The 19,637-nt window shown below is 61.6% G+C and carries 20 protein-coding genes and 1 pseudogene; 12 read left to right on the top strand and 9 right to left on the bottom strand.

The genetic code is table 11. The features are described from left to right. Nucleotides 1-95: 95 nt before the first annotated feature. The gene (locus ELX51_RS14985) at nt 96-1,343 is read right to left on the bottom strand and encodes an MFS transporter (RefSeq protein WP_248305138.1); all 1,248 of its coding nucleotides are present in this window, start codon (nt 1,341-1,343) and stop codon (nt 96-98) included. Nucleotides 1,344-1,505: 162 nt separating this feature from the next. Here ELX51_RS14985 and ELX51_RS14980 point away from each other — a divergent pair, with 162 nt between their 5' ends. Continuing rightward, entirely contained in the window at nt 1,506-1,820 is a 315-nt protein-coding gene (locus ELX51_RS14980) for an SDR family oxidoreductase (RefSeq protein WP_127754278.1), read from the top strand. Between the two features lie 78 nt (nt 1,821-1,898). On the opposite strand, the gene ELX51_RS14975 is transcribed toward ELX51_RS14980, so the two are convergent. Next, a complete protein-coding gene (locus ELX51_RS14975; protein ID WP_127754277.1) occupies nt 1,899-2,276 on the bottom strand; it encodes a helix-turn-helix domain-containing protein in 378 nt (125 codons plus the stop codon). A 47-nt stretch (nt 2,277-2,323) separates the two neighbouring features. Between ELX51_RS14975 and ELX51_RS14970 the strand changes: the two genes are divergently transcribed. Further along, entirely contained in the window at nt 2,324-3,133 is an 810-nt protein-coding gene (locus ELX51_RS14970) for an SDR family NAD(P)-dependent oxidoreductase (protein ID WP_127754276.1), read from the top strand. A 256-nt stretch (nt 3,134-3,389) separates the two neighbouring features. On the opposite strand, the gene ELX51_RS14965 is transcribed toward ELX51_RS14970, so the two are convergent. Next, a complete protein-coding gene (locus ELX51_RS14965) occupies nt 3,390-4,196 on the bottom strand; it encodes a helix-turn-helix domain-containing protein (RefSeq protein WP_127754275.1) in 807 nt (268 codons plus the stop codon). A gap of 118 nt (nt 4,197-4,314) precedes the next feature. On the opposite strand from ELX51_RS14965, the gene ELX51_RS14960 reads away from it, so the two are divergent. Next, nucleotides 4,315-5,253: a DUF6282 family protein gene (locus ELX51_RS14960; protein WP_127754274.1), complete on the top strand. Its 939-nt coding sequence runs from the start codon at nt 4,315-4,317 to the stop codon at nt 5,251-5,253. Between the two features lie 76 nt (nt 5,254-5,329). Here the strand turns inward: ELX51_RS14960 and ELX51_RS14955 are convergent, their stop codons facing one another. Both ELX51_RS14955 and ELX51_RS14950 read right to left on the bottom strand, forming a co-directional pair. Next, nucleotides 5,330-6,244 carry a hypothetical protein gene (locus ELX51_RS14955; protein WP_127754273.1) on the bottom strand — a complete coding sequence of 305 codons (915 nt, stop codon included), beginning with the start codon at nt 6,242-6,244 and terminating at the stop codon, nt 5,330-5,332. Nucleotides 6,245-6,275: 31 nt separating this feature from the next. After that, complete coding sequence (locus ELX51_RS14950) at nt 6,276-7,169, bottom strand: 3-keto-5-aminohexanoate cleavage protein (RefSeq protein WP_127754272.1); 894 nt, start codon at nt 7,167-7,169, stop codon at nt 6,276-6,278. A 202-nt stretch (nt 7,170-7,371) separates the two neighbouring features. Between ELX51_RS14950 and ELX51_RS14945 the strand changes: the two genes are divergently transcribed. The 7 genes from ELX51_RS14945 to ELX51_RS14915 all read left to right on the top strand — a co-directional run bounded on the left by ELX51_RS14945 (nt 7,372) and on the right by ELX51_RS14915 (nt 14,224). Continuing rightward, nucleotides 7,372-8,145, top strand: coding sequence for an aldolase/citrate lyase family protein (locus ELX51_RS14945; protein ID WP_127754271.1), 774 nt, complete (start codon nt 7,372-7,374; stop codon nt 8,143-8,145). A gap of 16 nt (nt 8,146-8,161) precedes the next feature. Next, nucleotides 8,162-8,923, top strand: a complete 762-nt coding sequence (locus ELX51_RS14940) for an SDR family oxidoreductase (RefSeq protein ID WP_127754270.1) — start codon at nt 8,162-8,164, stop codon at nt 8,921-8,923. 105 nt (nt 8,924-9,028) lie between these two features. Next, nucleotides 9,029-10,453: an aldehyde dehydrogenase family protein gene (locus tag ELX51_RS14935; RefSeq protein WP_206524638.1), complete on the top strand. Its 1,425-nt coding sequence runs from the start codon at nt 9,029-9,031 to the stop codon at nt 10,451-10,453. A 36-nt stretch (nt 10,454-10,489) separates the two neighbouring features. After that, nucleotides 10,490-10,960, top strand: a complete 471-nt coding sequence (locus tag ELX51_RS14930; protein ID WP_164854883.1) for a tripartite tricarboxylate transporter TctB family protein — start codon at nt 10,490-10,492, stop codon at nt 10,958-10,960. 9 nt (nt 10,961-10,969) lie between these two features. Next, nucleotides 10,970-12,475 carry a tripartite tricarboxylate transporter permease gene (locus ELX51_RS14925; protein WP_127754267.1) on the top strand — a complete coding sequence of 502 codons (1,506 nt, stop codon included), beginning with the start codon at nt 10,970-10,972 and terminating at the stop codon, nt 12,473-12,475. A 37-nt stretch (nt 12,476-12,512) separates the two neighbouring features. Continuing rightward, complete coding sequence (locus ELX51_RS14920) at nt 12,513-13,145, top strand: nuclear transport factor 2 family protein (protein WP_127754266.1); 633 nt, start codon at nt 12,513-12,515, stop codon at nt 13,143-13,145. A gap of 101 nt (nt 13,146-13,246) precedes the next feature. Beyond that, a complete protein-coding gene (locus ELX51_RS14915; protein ID WP_127754265.1) occupies nt 13,247-14,224 on the top strand; it encodes a tripartite tricarboxylate transporter substrate binding protein in 978 nt (325 codons plus the stop codon). A 168-nt stretch (nt 14,225-14,392) separates the two neighbouring features. Here ELX51_RS14915 and ELX51_RS20350 read toward each other — a convergent pair. Next, nucleotides 14,393-14,574: pseudogene (locus tag ELX51_RS20350) on the bottom strand (hypothetical protein); the annotation flags it as partial. 83 nt (nt 14,575-14,657) lie between these two features. Between ELX51_RS20350 and ELX51_RS14910 the strand changes: the two are divergent. After that, nucleotides 14,658-14,879 (top strand): hypothetical protein, encoded by a 222-nt coding sequence (locus tag ELX51_RS14910; protein ID WP_127754264.1) that lies wholly within the window; start codon nt 14,658-14,660, stop codon nt 14,877-14,879. A gap of 155 nt (nt 14,880-15,034) precedes the next feature. Beyond that, the gene (locus ELX51_RS14905) at nt 15,035-15,577 is read left to right on the top strand and encodes a cupin domain-containing protein (protein WP_206524637.1); all 543 of its coding nucleotides are present in this window, start codon (nt 15,035-15,037) and stop codon (nt 15,575-15,577) included. A 12-nt stretch (nt 15,578-15,589) separates the two neighbouring features. Here ELX51_RS14905 and ELX51_RS14900 read toward each other — a convergent pair whose 3' ends face one another. The 3 genes from ELX51_RS14900 to ELX51_RS14890 all read right to left on the bottom strand — a co-directional run bounded on the left by ELX51_RS14900 (nt 15,590) and on the right by ELX51_RS14890 (nt 19,615). Further along, a complete protein-coding gene (locus ELX51_RS14900; protein ID WP_127754263.1) occupies nt 15,590-16,483 on the bottom strand; it encodes a LysR family transcriptional regulator in 894 nt (297 codons plus the stop codon). Nucleotides 16,484-16,612: 129 nt separating this feature from the next. Beyond that, nucleotides 16,613-18,625, bottom strand: coding sequence for a beta-N-acetylhexosaminidase (locus ELX51_RS14895; RefSeq protein ID WP_127754262.1), 2,013 nt, complete (start codon nt 18,623-18,625; stop codon nt 16,613-16,615). Nucleotides 18,626-18,748: 123 nt separating this feature from the next. Next, a complete protein-coding gene (locus ELX51_RS14890) occupies nt 18,749-19,615 on the bottom strand; it encodes a MurR/RpiR family transcriptional regulator (protein ID WP_164854882.1) in 867 nt (288 codons plus the stop codon). Nucleotides 19,616-19,637 lie beyond the last annotated feature (22 nt).

Genomic DNA, 19,637 nt, shown 5'->3' with positions numbered 1-19,637 from the left:
ACCCACCCCTTTCGGTCTTTCCAAACCAAATGCCGTAGCCCGAAAGCTGCCGCCGATCGGCGCATAGTGCCGGAACAGCTGCTGGCTTCATTAGGTCAAGCGTTGCAAACGGATGCCGAGTTGCGCGCTGTACTAGTCGAGCGCGCATAAAGTGTGCTGGCAGCCAAGAACACAAAAGCTGCTGCCGCGGCATACGGAGCACCGGCAAAGAGCCCGTAGAGCCATGCACTGGCAAGCGGGCCGAACATGCGAGCAATTGATTGCTGGGACTGGTTTGCCCCCTGCACCTCCCCCTGCCGTCCGGCTGGGGCAGCGTCGGAGATTAGCGCGCTGACAGATGGCTGAAATAACCCGTCACCAAACGTGAACATCGCCATCCCGCAGATCAGCAGCAGCAACGTGGGAAAAATGGCAAGAAGTGACAGCATAACGAGTCCGGTCCCGTTGATGATAAGCCCAGCGATGGCCACGCGCCGTTCGCCGAAGCGTGGCAGTAATCGGGGTGCGACAAGCCCTTGGCTGACGATGTCCATCACACCAATACCCGCCAGCACGAACCCAACAGCTGCAGGGCCGAAAGCCAGCAGTTCCTTGAGCAGCACCGCCAGATTCGACTGGAGCACCGTGCTGCCGAAAGCAAAGCAGAACACCACACCAAAGAGCAGCCGCAGACGCCGGTTACGAAGTGCTCCCGCCAGTTGCGCGAAAACGTTGAACTGACCCCAATGAAGGCCCGCGCTGCGACTCTCGGAAGGATGGCTTTCTGGCATATAAAGCTGGACCAGAACTGCATTGAGCACTGCCAGCCCCGCGGCCCCATAGAGCGGAGCGGAAAGCGATATTTGCCCGAGCAGGCCCCCGAGGACCGGCCCAAGCATGAAACCTAAGCCACCGGCAGCACCAAGCAAACCGAAGGCCGGTCCGCGCTCTTCGGGAGCATGGGTATCGGCGACATACGCGTACATTGCCGAAATGCTGCCCGCCGTAAGGCCCTCGATGATGCGGCCCAGCACAAGGACCCAGAGGGCCCCCCCGATGCCGAACACGGCAAAGCTCAGCGCCGACCCGCACAGGGATAGTAGCAGGATCGGGCGTCGGCCGAAGCGGTCGCTCATCGCCCCTAGCACTGGCGCCGCGACGAAGGAGCAAAGCGCGTAGACGGCTATGATCAGCGACACCCAAAACGCTACTTCCGCGGCGGAGACGTAGCGCGCGACTGAGAACGGCAGCACCGGGATGATGAGCGTAAAACCGGCAAAGTTGAGGAAGACCGAGATCGCAATAACGCCGGTGCGACCAGTCAAACGGGTAAACAGCGAAGGAGTCGGCTGTGGATCGTGCATGAATTGCTCCTGTGTCGTTCGACCGGAGCAGCTCGTCGGTTGCGAACCACGGACGAACAGTCGGCGCCTGTAACGGCGGCAGATGTTCGTCGTGGGACCTCATGCGCTAGGCAAGGGCAGAGCTTCCGTTTCCGAAAGGACTTGGGCCAACCACACCAAGTCATGCCTTTTCCGACACGGCTTACGTATTCACTTCGCTATCTATCTGCAACGGCAAAGTGCTTCAGTTGGAAAGGTGCGTTCCATTTTAGCCGAGAGTTCACTAGGCGCCGCCGCGACGCGGAGGGAGCCGGCAAGATCATCAACATCACCTGCGTGCATGAGGCGATCCGGACCCCGGGGCTTCATCCTTTGGCGCTGCAAAAGGGCCTGCTCACCTTCACCCGCAGCGTGGCATTAGAAGTCGCCGACTTGCGCACCAATGTGAACGCCATTGCGCCCGGGCTGATCCGCACTCTCATCGCCCCGGGACCTTGACGCTCCGACCGCGCCAACAGACAGCGGCTGAACGACAGGACCATTGATGTCTTGGCACGTCGGCTTCGGGCTCCGGACCTAACCGCCTGGGTGGCTTTCCGAGAACCGCTTTGCGGCTGCCAGCACCGGGATCAAACCGCGGCCGGCATCGCTGAGGCTGTACTCGACCCGCGGTGGTTGCTCGCCAAAATCTTGTCGGATCACCAACCCGTCAATCTCCAACTCCCGCAGATGCTGCGTCAGCATCTTCTGGGAAACCTGCGGCATGTCCCGTCTGAGTTCTGAGTTTCGCAGTCTCGGTCGCTCGAAAAGACGGAACAGGACCGGAAGTTTCCAGCGACCGCTGACCATGGCCAACACTCTCGTGACGTGGGCCGCCGATCCCTCTGGCCCGAGGCAAACAGACCGATCCGGATTGGGTGCAGGCACTTTTAAGTGCGTAATTGTCTGGGTCATGGGCGGGTCTATCTATGCAAAACGAACTTTACGATAGGCGCTACGGCATGGATTTGAAACTGGACGGCAAAGTCGCACTCGTTACCGGGAGCAGCAAAGGGATCGGCGAGGCGATTGCGCGTGGGCTCGCTCGCGAGAAGGCGACCGTCATTGTCCATGGTCGCGATCGTGGCAAAACCGAGCAGGTTGCAAAAGAGATCGTGGCCGATGGCGGGCGCGCCCATGCGGTGGTCGGGGACCTGACACTTGATGGGGACGTGCAGCGCCTCGTTACCGAAGCACGGGACCTTGCTGGCCCGATCAACATCGTGGTCAATAATGCCGGTGGCTCCGGCGGCACCGAGGACTGGACTAATACGCGGGCGGCCACCTGGGCTTCCGCTTTTGATCGCAACGTGGTGGCCGCGGTCAGGGTAACGGCTTTGTTGCTGCCGCATATGCGGGCGGCCAAGTGGGGGCGGGTCATCAACATCGCGAGCCTGGCTGGTATGATGCCGCCCGCGACGCGGCCGGACTATTCGGCGGGGAAAGCCGCGATGATCGCGATGACGGCATCATTGGCAAAGGCGGTGGCGCTCGACGGCGTCACGGTGAACACCGTGTCGCCTGGCACTATTCGCAGCACCAGCCTCGAGACCGGTTTCCGAACTGTTGGCATTGCCAACGGTATTCCCGCGGGCGCGGCTTGGGAGCAGGTTGAACAGACCGTGTTGCCCATGTTTGCGCAAGTCCCACTCGGCCGCGTTGGAACATTGGAGGAAATTGCGGACGCCATCGCCTTCCTGGTCAGCCCTAGAGCCGGCTATATCACTGGGTCGAACCTGCGATTGGATGGCGGCATGTTGCCGACCACTTAAGTGATGCGGAACGATCAATGAGCATTTTCGACCACGTCAGCATTCATGTCGGTGACTTGACCGGTTAGGCGCATCCTAGTTGCAGGCGGGCAGCCGGCGAATGGCGGTCGCCTGGCGTCCTTGGGCCAAGCGAGCGGGTGGACGTTGTCCCCCGCAGAGTGCTTACCCCCGGGTAGTTTCGACAACGGGCTCCAGTACGGCCGCGCCATGGCGCAAATTATCGCGCCGCTTTCGAAGCGAGGTCTGGCGAGCGCCTTCAGATCGCGCCGAATTCCGACACGTCCACCGCCATTTTGTTGGAAAGGCGGCCAAGGTCATCCGCGATGGCGACGGCTGCTGACTGGAGGATTGGAACAAAGCGCTCGCAGGCCTCCAGTTCAGATGTGAAGGCGGATTTGAAATAGGTCAGCCCCAGGCTCGCCAGCACGCGTCCCTCAAGGCTAATGATCGGCACGGCAATGGTGTTCGAATTGCGCGGCTCGACAAATGAGGCCCGCGTCGCGTAGCCCGCCTTGCGCACCTGTGCCAGCAAACGGTGGACCTCCTGTGGATGATGGCTGAGGCCATCCTCGGGATCTTCCGACTTGGTCAGCGCGTCAAGGATAAGCGCAAACTCTTCGCTCTCGATAAACGCGACATAGGCCAAGCCCAAGCCTCGTGTCAGCATCTGCAGGCGTCGGTTGACCGTGCTATGGAATGGCGACACCGGGCTGTCGGGCACCGTGCTGAAGCGCACAACCATGCTGGTATAGTCTGGCAGGGCGATGGCTATGGGCCACTTGTGCTTGCGGGTAATGGCCAGCGCCCAGGCACGGCCGGCTTCAACTACGAGCGGGCTCTTATGGTAGCCCGAACTAAGCGAGGTCACCAGCCCGCTCACCTGATAGCCGCCTTGTCGCGTATCGTTCTCCACATAGCCCGCCTCTTCCAGGGTCTTGAGGATACGAACGAGCGTGGGCTTGGGCAGTCCTGTGCGGGCATGCAATTGCGCGATCGTGTTTATAGGTTGCCGGTTGAGTTCCAGCAGCACATTTAGACACCGTTCGATCGACCGTATGCCCACCGTTTGCCCCTTATTCCATGGCGCATTGTTGTTCCGCAGCACGAAACAGGGGGGACTATAGGTTGAGCCGCGCCGGCGTCAACCTCTATGCCGACTGGGTATCAGGCGGGAGAGTTTTATGGGCACGAGTGCACAAAATCGGGAACAGGTGCGGCAGCTTATGGCCGGCGTCGATGAAGACGTCGCGGCGGGTCTGCTGCGGGGTGCATTGGACCTGCATGTGCATTCCGGCCCTTCGACCATGCCGCGCCAGCTTGACCATATGCAGGCCGCCGAAGAGGCCATAGCCGCTGGTATGCGCGCCGTGCTGTTCAAGGATCATCACTATTCTTCCGCCCCGTTCATCCCGCTGATGGAGCGGCTGATCGATAACGACGAATTCTCCATGTTCAGCGGGCTCGTGCTCAACAACTCCACGGGCGGTCTGAACCCCTATGTGGTCGACGCCCAACTCAAGATGGGCGCCAAGCTGATCTGGATGCCCACAGCGCAGTCCGCCAACCACATCCGCAGTTCGCACCGCAAGTCGCGGCTCGTCTCCAATGTGCAACTGATGAATTCGCCGGCTTTGACGGTCGTCGATGAGTTGGGCAATGTCCTCGACGTTGTTAAGCAAATCCTTGATCAGATCGCCGAGTTCGACGTTATCCTGTCGTCAGGCCACCTGCATGTTTGGGAAATTTGGAAGCTGTTCGACGAGGCACGCAGCCGTGGCGTCAAGCGCCTGTTGATCAACCACCCGATGTACGGATTGCACTTCACCCCTGAAGACGTGCGCGACTTCGCCAATCTTGGCGTGATCGTAGAGCAGTCCGCCGCCATGTATGTCGACTCGCGCTTCAATGTTTATTCGCCCCAGGAACTCAAGGACCACATTGATGCGGCGGGTGTCGCCAATTCGTCGATCGGATCTGACCTTGGCCAGGTGGACAATCCCACCCCGGTCGAAGGCATGCGACAGGCAATCAAGCTCTGCCTGGCGCTGGGCTACAGCGAGGCCGATGTTCGCACCATGGTCACCCACAATCCTGCGCGCCTCGTGGGCCTGGCGACCTGAGGCGGGAGCCACTACCTAATAGAAAAAGCCGGGGTGCTGATGCCCCGGCTTTTTCGTGTCTACGGCTCGGCCCTCGCTATCCGTTGGGCAGCGGGTAGTCGTCTGCATTTAGCACCCAGCCGGGCTTGAGCGAGAAATCCAGCCGCGGCGGCGCGAAAATGTCCACCAGTTGGTTCACCTCCGGACCTTCGGCTGTCGTGGTATGGATCGAAGGCGGCGGGATCACGCAGATCGAGGGGGACTCGCAATAAAGGTGCTCGTCCTCACGCCATACATTCATGTTCGTGGTCCACGGCCAGCGCAGATGGTGTGTAAAGGCGCCACTGAGCGCCAGCGAGCACTGCTCGAAATCTTCGTGGTGGTGCGGCGAGACGTTGTCGCGCGCCCGCGGACCAACGCGGGGGGTGAGGAAGTTCACCATGAAGGTGGTGCAGCGGAAGATACGGCCAAAGCGCGACGGATCCTCGGGCACGTCCAGCGTGTACCACCGCAGTTTCAGCCCATCAGCAGGCTCGGGCCAAGCCTGGAACGGCGGCACATTGGGGTGCGGGTCAGCGAAGGCGTCGGCATTTGAAGCGGCATTGGCCATATCCGCCGATTTCGGCGTCAGCAGCCGCACGATTGTACCCGGCGTCAGCATCCGAATAGTGCTCTTGCCGGGGGGCACGAATACCACCGAATATCCTGGTACCAGCTCGGTGCCAGCTTCGGTTGTGATCTCGACCCGCGTTTCTGCATCGGGGATGACAACAGCGTATTCGTCGGCCTGCGCGGTACGCTCGAACGCGCCGCCTTCCAAGGCCTTGCTGTAGGCTACGACGAAGTTCTGCCCCCGGCTGATCCAGGTCTCGCCACTGGCGTCCTTGATCTGGGGCGGGGTGCCGTAGAACAGCGCGAGTTGCGAGCCGAAGAACGAGTTGTGCACCCAGCTCGCTTCGGGCTTCGGCTTATCGCCCGACAGGGTGGATCGCGGATCGCTGGAATTATACATGTCAGTTGTCCCTAAGATTATTGTGCAGGCACTATTCGGAAAGCGGCGCCTGCTTCTTGAGTCCGAGGATTTCCCGCGCCTCGCCAGGCGTAGCCACTTGGCCGCCCAACTCCCGCACGAGCCGAACCGCTTTCTCAACCAGTTGCGTGTTGCTTTGGGCTAGCACGCCCTTTTCAAGGAAAATGTTGTCCTCGAGCCCGACCCGGATGTGGCCGCCCAGCAGCCAGGCTTGGGCCAGCATGGGATATTCAAAGCGGCCGATGCCGCACCCACCCCAGTTTGACCCTGCCGGCAGCAGGCTCTTGAGATAAGCCATCGTTTCTGGCGTGGCGACGGCGCCGTAGCGTACCCCCAGCACGATCTGACAGAATACCGGCGCCTCCAGCTTGCCCTGACGCACCATGTCGTTGAGCAGTTGAATGTCGCCGCTGTCGAACACCTCGACTTCCGGGCGAACGCCTGCCGCCTGAATGCGCTCAGCCATGATGGACAGGTTTGTCGGCGTATTGATAACCACCGACGTGCCCGAATACATCGTATTGAAATCGAGGCTGCACAGCTCCGGTCGAAGCACTTCCACATGCGACACGCGCGGTTCAGGTCGCATCAGCGTTGTGCCGGGTGCGGCAATGCTGGGGTTTTCCTCGCTTGGAATGAACCGCTGCCCCGGCCCGGTAGTCAGGTTGATGACCACATCTTCATCGGCCGCACGAAGGCGCTCGACCACTTCGCGGTAATGTTTGAGTTCCATGCTAGGACGCCCATCGTCATGGCGCACATGCACATGGATGATTGCAGCGCCTGCTCGGAGAGCCTCAAGCCCAGCATTGGCGATCTGCTCGGGCGTTACGGGCAGATAAGGCGTTTGCGCCAAGGTCGTGATATTGCCCGTCACCGCGCAGGTGAGGATGGTGGGATCGGCCACGGTCAGGTCCTTCGAACGGCCGCATAGGCGGCTTGGTGAGGGCTAAGTCCCACTTGCTGTCTGCCACCAGCAACCGGATTCCGGCACCGTTTCGCTCAAGGAAACGCCGTGTCGAGGCCATTTCGCACAGGGAAATGGCGCCTGTTCAACGTCTCGCGCTGCTGCCGTCTACGTATAGAAGGTGCGCAAAAGGGAACGATCCATGTCTGAGCAGCGCCCCCACTTCTCCACCTTTCGTGCCCGCCTTTTGGCGCGCGAGCGTCTCTTTGGCACCTTCGTTAAGCTGCCAACTACCCAAGTCATCGAAATGCTGGGGCAGATTGGCTACGACTTCATCATCATCGATCAGGAGCATGCGCCGCTGGATCGCTCGATCACCGACCTGATGATTTTCGCTGCCCGCGCCGCAAACCTCGCGCCGATCGTTCGAATTCCTGAATTTACCGAAGCCAATGTTCTGTCTTGTCTCGACTCTGGGGCGATGGGCATCATGGTCCCCCATGTTGCTTCCGTTGAAAAAGCTCGGGCAATCGCGCGCGCTGCCCACTACACTCCCGGCGGCCGAGGTTTTGTCGGCTTGTCGCGGGCGAGCAACTGGGGCAGCGTAGGTTCAGTCCAGCATATGGCATTGCAGGATAGTCAGATCGCCGTGATCCCCATGATCGAGGATCAGGACGCCATTGATCAGGCCGGCGACATCGCTAAACTTGAGGGCATCGACGCCCTCTTTGTGGGGCGGGGCGATCTGACGGCCTCGTTCCGTGACAACCCGGACGCCGCGCTCAAAGTCGCGGACATTGTCCGCCGTGTGGCTGATGCCGCCAAGGACGCCAATACCCCCCTCATGATGCTGCCGACGACCAAGCCGGACATGGAGTTCGTCACCGCCCTGGGCGCCACAGCCATCGTGCTCTCAAGCGATCACGGCTTCATCCGCAACGCCGCCACGGCGGCGCTCAAGGATTTCTCTGCGTAAGAATCGGAGATCTGGCATGGATTTAATTGATGTTCCGCCGCTCGCCGTCCCACGCACCGTTTTGGTGACTGGCGGCAGCAGTGGCATCGGCCGGGCGACCGCCGCGCGACTTGCCGCCTTAGGGTCAACCGTTGTCGTTGGCTACAACAGCCACGCTGAAACTGCCAATGAAGTTGTTGCTGGTCTAAAGGGCAGCGGCCACCTTGCCATGCGGATCTCCATGGAGGATGGCGGGACCATCGCCGAGGCGGCCGCTGCCATCGAGCAACGCTTCGGCAGCCTCGACGCGCTGGTCAACTCAGGCGGATCCACGACACCTGTGCCAGTGGCCGACCTCGCCGCTCTGAGCGACGACATTTTTGATCAAACGGTTCTGATCAATCTGCGGGGGCCATTTGCAGTCATGCGAACCTTTCGCCCCCTGCTGGAGCGCGGCACCGGCGCAGCGATCGTCAATGTCTCGTCAATTGCCGCAAAAACGGGAATCGGCAGCAGCCTGGCCTATGTAGCGGCCAAGGCGGGTGTCGATGCGCTCACCATCGCTTTGGCCAAGGTGCTGGCACCCAAGGTCCGGGTGTTTTCGGTCTCGCCCGCTGGCGTCGATACGGGCTTTGTGCCGGGACGCACGCTCGAGCAACTGGAGAAGACCGCCGAACGGCTGCCGCTTGGCCATGTCACCACACCTGACGATGTGGCTCGCGCCGTGGTGGCCTGTATCGTCAATTTGACCAGCTCCACCGGCATCGTCGTGCCGGTGGATGAGGGCCGGCACCTCTGAGACAGTTCGCCTCGCCAGGCGGAACGCCTGCTGCCGGTGCCTTGCGACCAGAGGATGATGCACTAGTGATGAAAGCGATCGGCCTTACGGGCTTAGGTGGCAGGCATGGATAAGCTGAACTTCTATATCGATGGCCAGTGGGTCGAGCCCGTCGGCGCCACGACTTTGGGCGTAGTCAATCCGGCGACGGAGGAAACCATCGGCCGGATCAGCCTGGGCTCGTCTGCCGATGTGGATCGCGCCGCGAGCGCAGCCCGTCGCGCTTTCGCATCCTACTCTGAGACCAGCGTCGAGCAGCGCTTGATCTGGCTTGGCGGCATTATCTCGGGCTTCCGCGCGCGGCTGCCCGAACTGGCGCGGACCATGACGTTGGAAATGGGTTCGCCGATCACCTTTTCCACCGAACGCCAGGCCACCGTCGCGCTGTTCCACTTCGAGGAAGCCGCCCGTGTGCTCGCCGACTTTGCTTTCGAGGAACGCATGAGCCCCGGCATCGTGCGCCACGAGCCCATCGGCGTGTGTGGGCTGATAACGCCATGGAACTGGCCGCTCAACCAGGTGGCCTCCAAGGTTGCGCCGGCCATTGCGACCGGCTGCACCGTGGTGCTGAAGCCGAGCGAAATCGCTCCGCTCAGCGCCATGATCCTTGCCGAGATCATCCATGATTCAGGTCTGCCGCCCGGCGTGTTCAATCTGGTCAATGGCGACGGGCCCACGGTGGGGGAGGCGCTTGCCTCACACCCCGAGATCGACCTCGTTTCTTTCACCGGCTCGACCAATGCCGGCATTCGCGTGGCCATGCTGGCGGCCCCAACTGTCAAGCGGGTGGCACAGGAATTGGGTGGCAAGTCCGCCAACATCATCCTGCGTGATGCTGATATTCGCGCCTCGGTGATCGCGGGCGTCCACGCTTGCTACACTAATGCTGGCCAGAACTGCCAGTCGCCAACCCGCATGCTTGTCCACGTCTCGCAGCGCGACGCCGCCTTCGATGCGGCAAGAACCGCCGTAGCCTCGATCCGCCTCGGCGACCCGCTCCTGCCGGAGACCACTCTGGGACCGCTGGTCAGCCAGAGCCAGTTCGACAAGGTGCAAAAGCTTATCCAGGGCGGCATCGACGAGGGCGCCACCCTGGTCGCCGGCGGGACTGGCCGTCCAGCCGAGATGAACCGGGGCTACTACGTTCACCCGACGGTGTTCGGCGATGTCACCAGGCAGATGACCATAGCCCGCGAAGAGATCTTCGGCCCGGTCCTTTCAATCCTCAATTACGAAACCGAAGAGGAGGCGATCGAGATCGCCAACGACACGCCCTTTGGTCTGGCAGGCTTCATCCAGTCCAGCGACCCTGAGCGCGCGCTCAAACTGGCCAAGCGCATCAGGGCAGGGCGCGTTTATCTTAATGGCGCACCATTCGATCGCAGTCTGCCGTTCGGCGGCTACAAACAGTCCGGAAACGGCCGCGAGTTCGGGGTCTACGGCTTCCGTGAGTATCTCGAAGTCAAGGCTGTGCTGGGCTATCCAGGCTAGCGCCTGAACACCAGCATCAGCTTCAGGAGTATGCACGTGAAGATTACGCAAGATGTTGTTCAGGGCGGACTTTTCACCGCCATCGGCATCATCGCCCTGCTAATGGCGCTCGGTTATCCGCTGGGCACGCCGGGCCGAATGGGCCCAGGTTTTTTCCCGGTCGTCATCTCAGCTCTGCTGACTCTAACCGGATTTGCCATCCTGGCGCGAGCCCGCCTTGGTACCTCCGAGGCAATCGGACTGACGCGCTGGTTGCCTATCGCCATTGTCTCGGGTGCGATCTGCGTGTTCGGCTTCCTGCTCGACAAGTTGGGATTGCCTCTTGCGGTTCTCCTGCTGTGTCTTGGAGCTGGCATGGCCAGCATCCGGTTCGAACTGAACTGGAAGGCCGTTGGTGGAGCCGCAGCCTTTTCGGTTGTCTGCGGCGTCCTGTTCGTTTCGCTGTTGGGTCTGCCCATCCCGCTGGTCGGGACTTGGCTGCAGGCTCTGGGCGCTCCCAGTATCTAAGAGGTCGACATGGACATCTTCAGCGGGCTGCTGCTCGGCCTACAAACTGCCAGCACGTTTACAAATTTCGCATATTGTTTTGCGGGCGTGCTGCTGGGCACCGCCGTCGGCGTGTTGCCGGGCCTCGGTCCTATTGCCACCATTTCCATGCTCCTGCCCTTCACCTTCGGGCTGCCGGTCGACACCGCCCTGATCATGCTGGCGGGCATCTTTTACGGCTCACAATATGGTGGCTCCACCACCGCGATCCTGATGAACCTGCCCGGCGAGGCCTCCTCGGTGGTGACCACGCTTGATGGCCACGAGATGGCCAAGCAGGGCAAGGCGGGTCGGGCGCTCGCCGCAGCCGCCATCGGAAGTTTTTTTGCCGGGACGGTCGGCACTCTTTTCATCGTCATCGCCGCACCAATTCTTGCCGGCATGGCTCTCAGCTTTGGTCCGACCGAATATTTCTCGCTGATCGTACTCGGTCTCGTTACCTCGATGGTACTGACATCCGGCTCTTTGCTCACAGGGTTTGGCATGGTGCTGCTGGGCATGCTGCTGGGCCTCATCGGCACCGACGTTAATTCAGGGGCCGCGCGCTATACCTTCGGCTCACCGGACCTGATGGACGGGCTGAACTTCGTCATCATCGCCACTGGCATCTTCGGTCTGGGCGACGTCCTGGCTAATCTGGAAAATGAGGATACGCGGGCTGCAACCATCGCAAAGGTGAGCTCGCTGTTTCCCACCCGGGACGACTGGAAGCGCATGACAATGCCCATCATGCGCGGTACAGGCATCGGCGTGCTGCTGGGGGTCCTTCCGGGCGCGGGCCTGCTGCTATCTTCATTCTCAGCTTATGCGCTGGAAAAGAAAATCTCCAAGCATCCGCAAGAGTTTGGCAAAGGTGCCATTGAGGGCGTGGCTGCGCCCGAAGCTGCCAACAATGCTGCCGCCCAAACCGCCTTTATCCCCATGCTGACGCTGGGCCTGCCAGGCACCGCGACCATGGCTCTGATGATAGGAGCGCTGGTGGTCCAGGGCGTGCAGCCGGGCCCCAATATCCTGACCGAGCAACCCGCCCTTTTCTGGGGACTCGTCGTGTCGATGTGGATCGGCAATCTGCTGCTGCTTATCCTCAACCTGCCGCTTGTCGGCATGTGGGCCAAGCTGATCTCGGTGCCCTATAAATATCTATTCCCGCTGATTTGCGTATTCACCGCCATTGGCGTCTACAGCATCCGCAACAGCGCGTTCGATGTCTACCTCATGGCCCTGTTCGGCGTGCTGGGATATGTCTTCCGGAAGGCTGGCGCCGAGCCAGCCCCTCTGATCCTGGCATTGATCCTGGGTCCCATGGCGGAAGAATATCTGCGCCGTGCGCTGCTGATCTCGCACGGAGACGCGACGGTTTTCGTCACGAGCCCTGTCAGTGTCGCAACCCTGCTGATCGCAGCGGTCCTCCTCGTCTCGATCCTCCTGCCTGCCTTCCGAAAGGTGCGGCAGGATGGGCTCCAGGAAGTAGACTGACCTCAACCCGCCCGTTCACTAAACACGAGGACCAGTCATGCAAATTAACGTCGGCCAAGGTGAGGGCGACTATCTCAACCGTGCGGTGCTGTTCGACCTGGTACGCCGCGAACGCTTTGCGCGCGACCAGCGCCGGTTCGATGTGATGGCTGCGTGCTTTCATCGTGACGCCTATGTCCGCACTAGCTGGTACGACGGCAGAGGGGGCGACGCCTATGTCGCGGCAACGCGCAAGTGGATGAGCAACACCGGCAACAGCAAGCATTGGGTGTTTCCCGCTTTTGCTCAGATCATTGGGAACCGCGCCACAATCGAAAGCCCGGCCATGATCTTCAACCGGGCCAAGCTCGAAGGGGTGGACGTCGACTTCCAGGTATTCTGCCGGTTCTTCTCCCGCGCTATATGCGAGGGTGGCGACTGGAAGTTGGCTAGCTTCCACGTCTTTTTCGAGCGTGACGTGATGGCGCCCACGCTCGCGTCTGACCCGCTGCCGATCGACCGCGCCTTGCTCGACACCATGCGGCCCTCCTACAAGTTTCTCACCTATATCCAGCGCAGCCGTGGCGTGATGGTCAACCAGGACCTGCTTGGTGATGACCGACCGGAGGAACTCGCGGACTTTCATGCCAACGAAGAGCAGTGGTTGGCAGGCGAGGGACCTGTTTCGTGAGGTGGAATGGGCGGCTTGTTGAATACCTGCTGCTGTAGCTATGCGCTAAGTATCGCTCCAGCCAAGCCCAAACAATCGAAGAGGGCGTGCAGGAGGGAAACATGAAAAGACGCGAATTTATCGTCCTTGGCGGTACCGCAGGACTATTGGCCTCAACAGGAATTTCGTTCGCGCAAGATAGCTGGCCCAGCAAGCCGGTTACAGTTCTTTCAGCTTATCCGCCGGGCGGCACCAGCGACATCCTTGCGCGCCTCGTTGCCGATATCCTGACCAAAGAATACGGCCAGCAATTCGTGCTTGAGAATATTGCTGGTGCCGCTGGCGCGCTGGCCGGTGGCAAGCTCGCGCGGTCCGCGCCGGATGGTTACACTATCCTGGTAAGCGGCAGCGCACCCCTGGCGGCGAACAAGGTGGTGCAAACCAACCTTGCCTATGACCCGGAAGCTGATTTTGAGCCCATTACGGTTTTTGCCGAAAGCCCGGCGCTGCTGACTGCCAGCATGAACGCCCCAGCCAAGACGCTGCCGGAGTTGATCGCCTATGCCAAAGCCAATCCGGGGCAGGTCAATATCGGCAATCCCGGCGCCGGCACCAAGGGTCACATTTGTGCTGCCATCATTGGCCAACAGGCGGGAGTGGAAATCAACCACGTCCCCTACAAGGGCTCGCCGCCTCTGGCCGCCGACCTGCTTGGCGGGCACATAGATTTTTCCGCCGACGCCCCGGCCAACTACCTTGCGCATATCAAGGCCGGCAAGCTGCAGGCCCTTGCGGTCACCTCGGCCCAGCGCATGGGCGAGCTTCCGGATGTGCCAACCGTTGCCGAGCAGGGGTTTGACGGTTATCAGCAAACCCTATGGTTTGGTATTGTTGGCCCCAAGGGCATGCCGGCCGAGATCATCAGCAAGATCAACGATACGCTCAAGACCTGGAGCAAATTGGCGGAATCGCAGGCGCTGCTGGTTTCGCTCGGCGTGGCGCCTGTCCTGAACACACCGGACGAAATGCGCGAAACCGTTGCCCGTGAGATCGAGGCGATCCGGCCGCTCGTCGACGCCGGGCTCGTGCAGCCGACCTAAGGACACGTTCTCAACGCATGTTTATTACCGCCCCTCGCTCAGGGGCGGTAATGCCCGCCACGAGTATCGACCCGCCGACCATGTTGGCGGGCTCTCGAATGCAGGGGCGATTCCTGCACTTCAGCAATTTCGTTGTTCTGTACCTTCAGCTCCCAAGGTCGGCCTTCCTCAATTACCAGCCACCATTGTCAGCGCTCGCTTCTGCGCGGCGATACGGAAGGGGGCGTTGAGAGCGCCGTAGCCGGCATAGCTGGCCTGGCGTTGCACAATCTCTAAAAAGAAGCCTTCCCCGATATTGCGCGAATATAGCTGGAAGAACTCCCCGTCGGCATGCGGTCATAAAGATTATTGGCAGCGCGCTGCTGACGTCGCCTTGCTGGCCCAAAAGCGAGGTGGCGGCAGTGCGCTGCAAGGCGGCGGCAGCTCGTTGGCCATGGCGCATAAATCTCGCCCGGTGAATGGCGAGGTGCTCGTTGTACTCGCGCGCGCCAATGCCGGCCTTGCCGGTACGCTGCAGCATGCCATGGTGCATGAATATGAACGCTCGGGCGCAGCATGGACGCTGGAATGGCTGACCTTGCCGCCCATGCTGATCAACACCGGCGCGAGCCTGGGGTTAGGCCTGGCGCTGCTTGACCAACTGGAACTGCTCTAACCCGGCCATCGAGCGTCAACCGGCGTTATAGGCAGTGCGTGGCAGCGGAAGGATGTCAGGCCGGTGTTCCATGGGCGAGACTGATCGTCCAAATGCGCGATCTGCCGCTCGCCAGTGCAACGGCATATCTTGTTCATGTTCTTAGGAGAAACGACATGAGCAACAGCCAAATGAGCGAACAATCCACCCAGCTTCCACCCGATGATCCCAGCCGCACCGCGACCATCGTCCACCCAGAGGATGCAGGACTTACCCATTTGGGCATCGGAACTGGCACCTATACCATCCTGATCTCGGGCGAGCAGACCGGCGGTCGCTATACAATGATCGACATGCTGGTGCCGGCCGGTGGTCCACCGCCCCATCGGCATGATTTCGAGGAGATTTTCCACATCCTCGAAGGCGAGTTGGAAATTGCCTTTCGTGACGAGGTCCATCACGTCGGCCCCGGCCAATCCATCAACATCCCGGCCAATGCGCCGCATGGCTTTCGCGTGGCGTCGGCCGCTCCGGCCCGCTTCCTCTGCATCTGCCTGCCGGCGGGGCAGGAAGAATTCTTCAAACTCGTCGGTGAAGTGCTCCCGAGCCGCACCGCGCCACCGACCCCGCCAACTCCCGAAATCCTGGCGGAGCGCCGCGAAATCCTGATGGCCAATGCCGCCCGTTTTCATAGTGAGTTTCTGCCTCCTCGTGGATGAACCATCCTTTCGTCACCACGCGACATAGGCCGCCAACTCGTCCGGCGTGCCTTCAGGAAAGGCCAGCCGCAAATGCTCGAGAAAGGCCGATACCCGCGCACTTAGCAGGCGCCGAGACGGATAAAGCGCCCAAAGAGTGGTGTCGGGAGCATCGATGTCGCCCCAATGCACCAGCCGGCCGGCGGCCAGGTCATGGCTGACCAACGAGATCGGCAGTTGCCCGGCGCCAACCCCTGCACGGACAGCATCGCGGATCATGGGCAGCGATGAGAGTTTAAGAATTGGATCAACGGCTATGCTCTTGGGTCCGGTCGGCGAGCGCAGGCTCCAGGTCACGGCGCGCTCGCTTGAAACCCGGACAACCGCTGGAACCGGCTCGCCCTTATCCGGACGCGCCAAGGCGGGGCTCCCAACCACAACGAGCCGATCATGCAGGAAGGCGCGTCCGACCAGACTTTCATCGGGCTTTGGGTTGACCCGGATCACCAGATCATAGGCCTCCTCAACCATGTCGACATTGCGGTCCTCACCCGTCACCTCGAGCCGGACCTGGGGGTATTTCATCGCAAACTCGGCGGCGAGTTTTCCCATCGCCATCTGGGAGAACAACAATGGCGCGCTGATCCGGAGCGTGCCGCGTGGATTCTCGCCACCGGATGCAATAGCTGCCGCAGCCTCCTCGAGTTCAGTGAGCAGAACGCCAGTTCGCTCGAACAAAGCGCGGCCTTCCTGCGTGAGCTTCAGGGCGCGCCCGCCCCGCTCAAACAAGCGCAGTTGCAGGCTCGCTTCCAGTTCGCTCACCCGGCGGGACAATGTTGCCTTGGGGCGCCCAGCTTCTCTTGCCGCCTTGCCGAACCCGCCATGGCGGGCAACCAGATTGAAGTCAGCGAGAGCGAGCAAATCCATGTGTTTCACCTCTAAGACATTGGGCCCAGACATATCGCCTATTGGGTGACCAAGCGAAAAGGGAGCCTTGGCTCCCCTTGTGTCTTGAACGATGATGACACGGCTATTGCCGTGAACCCGGTTAAGCTGTCACTCGCTGGCCCAGTGGCCATACATGATGGGCATCAGCCCGACCATGGAGGCGAAGCGCTCCCAGCTCTTATGCTCGGGCAGGGTCCAGCCCGCTTCGGCGACGGCGGAAAGGCGGGGGAAAACCAGGCGATCAAAGATGGCGCGGTCAGTCATCGATTCCGACCAGATGCAGCTCTGGATACCCAACAGGTGCTTGAGCGCCTCTGGCGAAAAACCCTCCCGTGCCTCGAACTCATAGGTTTCGCGCGGGCCGGACCATCCCGCCCAGCCGGCACCCGGCTCGGCCCAGGAGACGCCATTGGCCATGTCGAGATAATAGCGCTGGCCCGGGGAAACAACGATGTCGAATCCGCGCTCGGCCAACTCGGCATTGACCTCCACATTACGCCAGCCGATCACATAGGAATGCTCCTTGGTCACGGCATCGCCATGCGCCGCCTCCTCCCAGCCGCCGGTCAGGGCGCCTTTTTTGGTGATGTAGGCGTGGACGCGCTTGATGAACTCGGCCTGCAGGATCGCGGTGGGGGAGCCTTCGATCTCGTCGGCGCCATGATGGTTGCCTAGCTGGTTGAACTGTGCCTCGTGCTTTTGACGCATCTCGGACCCTGCGAGCTGCTCCAGCATGTCCAGCGCCAGCGGCGAGCCTGACCAGGCCGCCAGCGGCACCTCGTCGGCGCCGATGTGGAAGATGCCGGCCGGAAACAGCTCCAGCACTTCATCCACCACGGCCTCGACGAACCAGTAGACCGGCTCATGGGCTGGGTTGAGGCTATTGTTGGGGAAGCCTTGAACGCTTTGGTATTGGCCGGTCTCACTGGGATCGCGCAATTCGGGCAGCGCCTGCAGCGCCGCATAGAAGTGCCCCGGCATGTCCACTTCGGGGATCACCGCGATCCCCAAGCTATCGGCCAAGGCCACGATCTGGCGAATAACCGGCTTGGAGTAATACCCCCCTGTGGGCTGCGGCCCCGAGCCCAACAGCGGCGGCACCGCAAGACCATGGCCACGCCAGGCCGCAACCTCGGTGAGCGCGGGATAAGCATCGATCTCGATGCGCCAGGCTTCGTCCTCGGTCAGATGCCAGTGGAACTTGTTCATCTTGTTCCAGGCCAGGATCTTGAGAAACTGGCTGACCTCGGCGCCGGTGTAGAACTGGCGCGCGACATCGAGGTGACTGCCCCGAAACGCAAATCCGGGCTCGTCGGTAATGGTGCCCCCCGTCGGGAAGCTGAACGTGCCTGGATGGAGCCGCGCTCCCCGCAGCATCTGCCCCAAGGTCACAAGCCCATAAAACAGCCCATGCCGCGTGGTCGCCGCCACGATGGCGCCAGCCTCGGCAAATTCGATCCGGTAGGCTTCCGCCGCCATACCCGGCTGCTCCACCAACCTTACCGGCAAGCCCGCTTCGGACGCCGGGCGCACAATGGCCTCCACGGGGAACAGATCATGCACTAGCCCGGCAAAGGCCGCCGCCGCGCGGTTTGCCGCTTCGCCCTGCGGTTTAAGGTCAAAACCGGTGGGCGCAATGCGGCTGCCCGTGGTCGCCACCCGGCGCGGCCAGGGAATGATCGCATGGCGCGCGGGTGATCGGGCCGGCACCGCAAACCGGGCTGCGCCTTTCAGGAGTGGGGAATTGTGCCCCTTGCCCTGGGTGGGCGCGGTCGTTACCGCCACCGCCGTCCCGTCCTCCAGCACCACATAGGCCGCATTGGCCCCGTCGCTCCAGTGCCGCAGGCCATAAGACAGGCCGCGGGCGGTCGCCACCCAGGTTTCGCCAGGCTGCAGCACCAGCCCCTCGGGTGGCCCGATCAGCGTGTGGTTGGAAAGGCGCTTGAGCAGCGCGCCATTTTCCAGCGTTGCGGTCGGATCGATCCGTGCCGGCCCTGAAAAGCCAAGCTGGAAGTTGGCAACCGGGCTGGTGCCGGTATTGGTTAGCTCCAGACCATAGCCGAGCGGCTCCCCGTCAGCGGCAGGGGACCAGGAGGTTCGGAGGACAAAGGCGATGGTCATGGGCAAAATTCACCTTACAGGCTGGAAAGGGGACGGCGTGGCAGCACCCGCCCTTGGACGAGTGAAATGGACGGGGAAACAAGGCGTCGGCGGGGACAACCGAAGAAAGCAACACGCAAAGCCCTAGTCCCCCAGCGGCTGGGCATCGTCACCGTCGCGGTTGATGACCAGTTGGTGCTTGATGCGGCGCATGCTGCCAATGGCGCGGGAGCCCAGGCGCACGGCCACGGTCTGGGCGAGGATATCGAGCGTGGCCAGAAAGGCGTAGCGCCCCGGAGTGGGGCGAACAATGTCCTGGTTTTCGCGCCAAAAGACGGGCACCAGCACATCGGCCTGCTCAGCCATGGCCGAACCCGCGCGCGAGACCACCAGTCGCGTCGTGCCATATTCCCCCGCCGCCGCCAGCGCCCGCGCCAGCGGCAGGTTATTGCCCGAAAGCGAAAACGCGAGCACGACGCTCCCCACTGGCGCGGAAGCCGCGCGCATCAGTTGCACCTGGTGGTCGGTGGATGAGGTCACTTTGAGCCCCAGACGAAACAAACGGGCCTCCGCTTCGCTCGCGACCATGGAGGAGGAACCCCCCGAGCCAAAGCACAGCACAAAGCTCGAAGCCGCCAGCGCCTCGGCCGCGCGCTCGATGGCGTCGAAATCCAGCGCCTCGAAGCTGTCGTAAAGCGTGGACTGGATGCCGTTCACCACTCCCTGGGCGATGTCATGCACGCTCGTTGGCCCCGAGCTTGGGGCGATATAGCGCTGGCCCACAAAGCGGGATTGCGCCAGCCTCACCTTGAAATCGGCATAGGAGTCGCAGCCCAGCCGGCGGCAAAACCGCGTGACGGTGGGCGGGGACACTTCGGCCTGGGCGGCAAGATCGACAATGCTCATCTTGAGCACGCCCTCCACATCGGCCAGCACGATTCCGGTAAGGGCCTGCTCCGAGCGGGTAAAACCAGTCTTTTCGCTCTGCAGTAGCCCGACAATGTCCAGCATCGGCCCTCCCCGAGCGCGCGCC

Origin of the sequence: Devosia sp. 1566 (assembly GCF_004005995.1) — a bacterium.
Taxonomy (GTDB): Bacteria; Pseudomonadota; Alphaproteobacteria; order Rhizobiales; family Devosiaceae; genus Devosia.
The sequence above is the reverse complement of the archived record's forward strand: the minus strand, read 5'-3'. Positions and strand labels throughout refer to the sequence as shown.

Excerpts from the sequence above, each read along its gene's own strand:
- ELX51_RS14985 (WP_248305138.1), bottom strand. The coding sequence starts at position 1,343 with ATGCACGATCCACAGCCGACTCCTTCGCTGTTTACCCGTTTGACTGGT.
- ELX51_RS14980 (WP_127754278.1), top strand. The coding sequence starts at position 1,506 with ATGCCTTTTCCGACACGGCTTACGTATTCACTTCGCTATCTATCTGCA.
- ELX51_RS14975 (WP_127754277.1), bottom strand. The coding sequence starts at position 2,276 with ATGACCCAGACAATTACGCACTTAAAAGTGCCTGCACCCAATCCGGAT.
- ELX51_RS14970 (WP_127754276.1), top strand. The coding sequence starts at position 2,324 with ATGGATTTGAAACTGGACGGCAAAGTCGCACTCGTTACCGGGAGCAGC.
- ELX51_RS14960 (WP_127754274.1), top strand. The coding sequence starts at position 4,315 with ATGGGCACGAGTGCACAAAATCGGGAACAGGTGCGGCAGCTTATGGCC.
- ELX51_RS14955 (WP_127754273.1), bottom strand. The coding sequence starts at position 6,244 with ATGTATAATTCCAGCGATCCGCGATCCACCCTGTCGGGCGATAAGCCG.
- ELX51_RS14945 (WP_127754271.1), top strand. The coding sequence starts at position 7,372 with ATGTCTGAGCAGCGCCCCCACTTCTCCACCTTTCGTGCCCGCCTTTTG.
- ELX51_RS14940 (WP_127754270.1), top strand. The coding sequence starts at position 8,162 with ATGGATTTAATTGATGTTCCGCCGCTCGCCGTCCCACGCACCGTTTTG.
- ELX51_RS14935 (WP_206524638.1), top strand. The coding sequence starts at position 9,029 with ATGGATAAGCTGAACTTCTATATCGATGGCCAGTGGGTCGAGCCCGTC.
- ELX51_RS14925 (WP_127754267.1), top strand. The coding sequence starts at position 10,970 with ATGGACATCTTCAGCGGGCTGCTGCTCGGCCTACAAACTGCCAGCACG.
- ELX51_RS14920 (WP_127754266.1), top strand. The coding sequence starts at position 12,513 with ATGCAAATTAACGTCGGCCAAGGTGAGGGCGACTATCTCAACCGTGCG.
- ELX51_RS14915 (WP_127754265.1), top strand. The coding sequence starts at position 13,247 with ATGAAAAGACGCGAATTTATCGTCCTTGGCGGTACCGCAGGACTATTG.
- ELX51_RS14910 (WP_127754264.1), top strand. The coding sequence starts at position 14,658 with ATGGCGCATAAATCTCGCCCGGTGAATGGCGAGGTGCTCGTTGTACTC.
- ELX51_RS14905 (WP_206524637.1), top strand. The coding sequence starts at position 15,035 with ATGAGCAACAGCCAAATGAGCGAACAATCCACCCAGCTTCCACCCGAT.
- ELX51_RS14900 (WP_127754263.1), bottom strand. The coding sequence starts at position 16,483 with ATGGATTTGCTCGCTCTCGCTGACTTCAATCTGGTTGCCCGCCATGGC.
- ELX51_RS14895 (WP_127754262.1), bottom strand. The coding sequence starts at position 18,625 with ATGACCATCGCCTTTGTCCTCCGAACCTCCTGGTCCCCTGCCGCTGAC.
- ELX51_RS14890 (WP_164854882.1), bottom strand. The coding sequence starts at position 19,615 with ATGCTGGACATTGTCGGGCTACTGCAGAGCGAAAAGACTGGTTTTACC.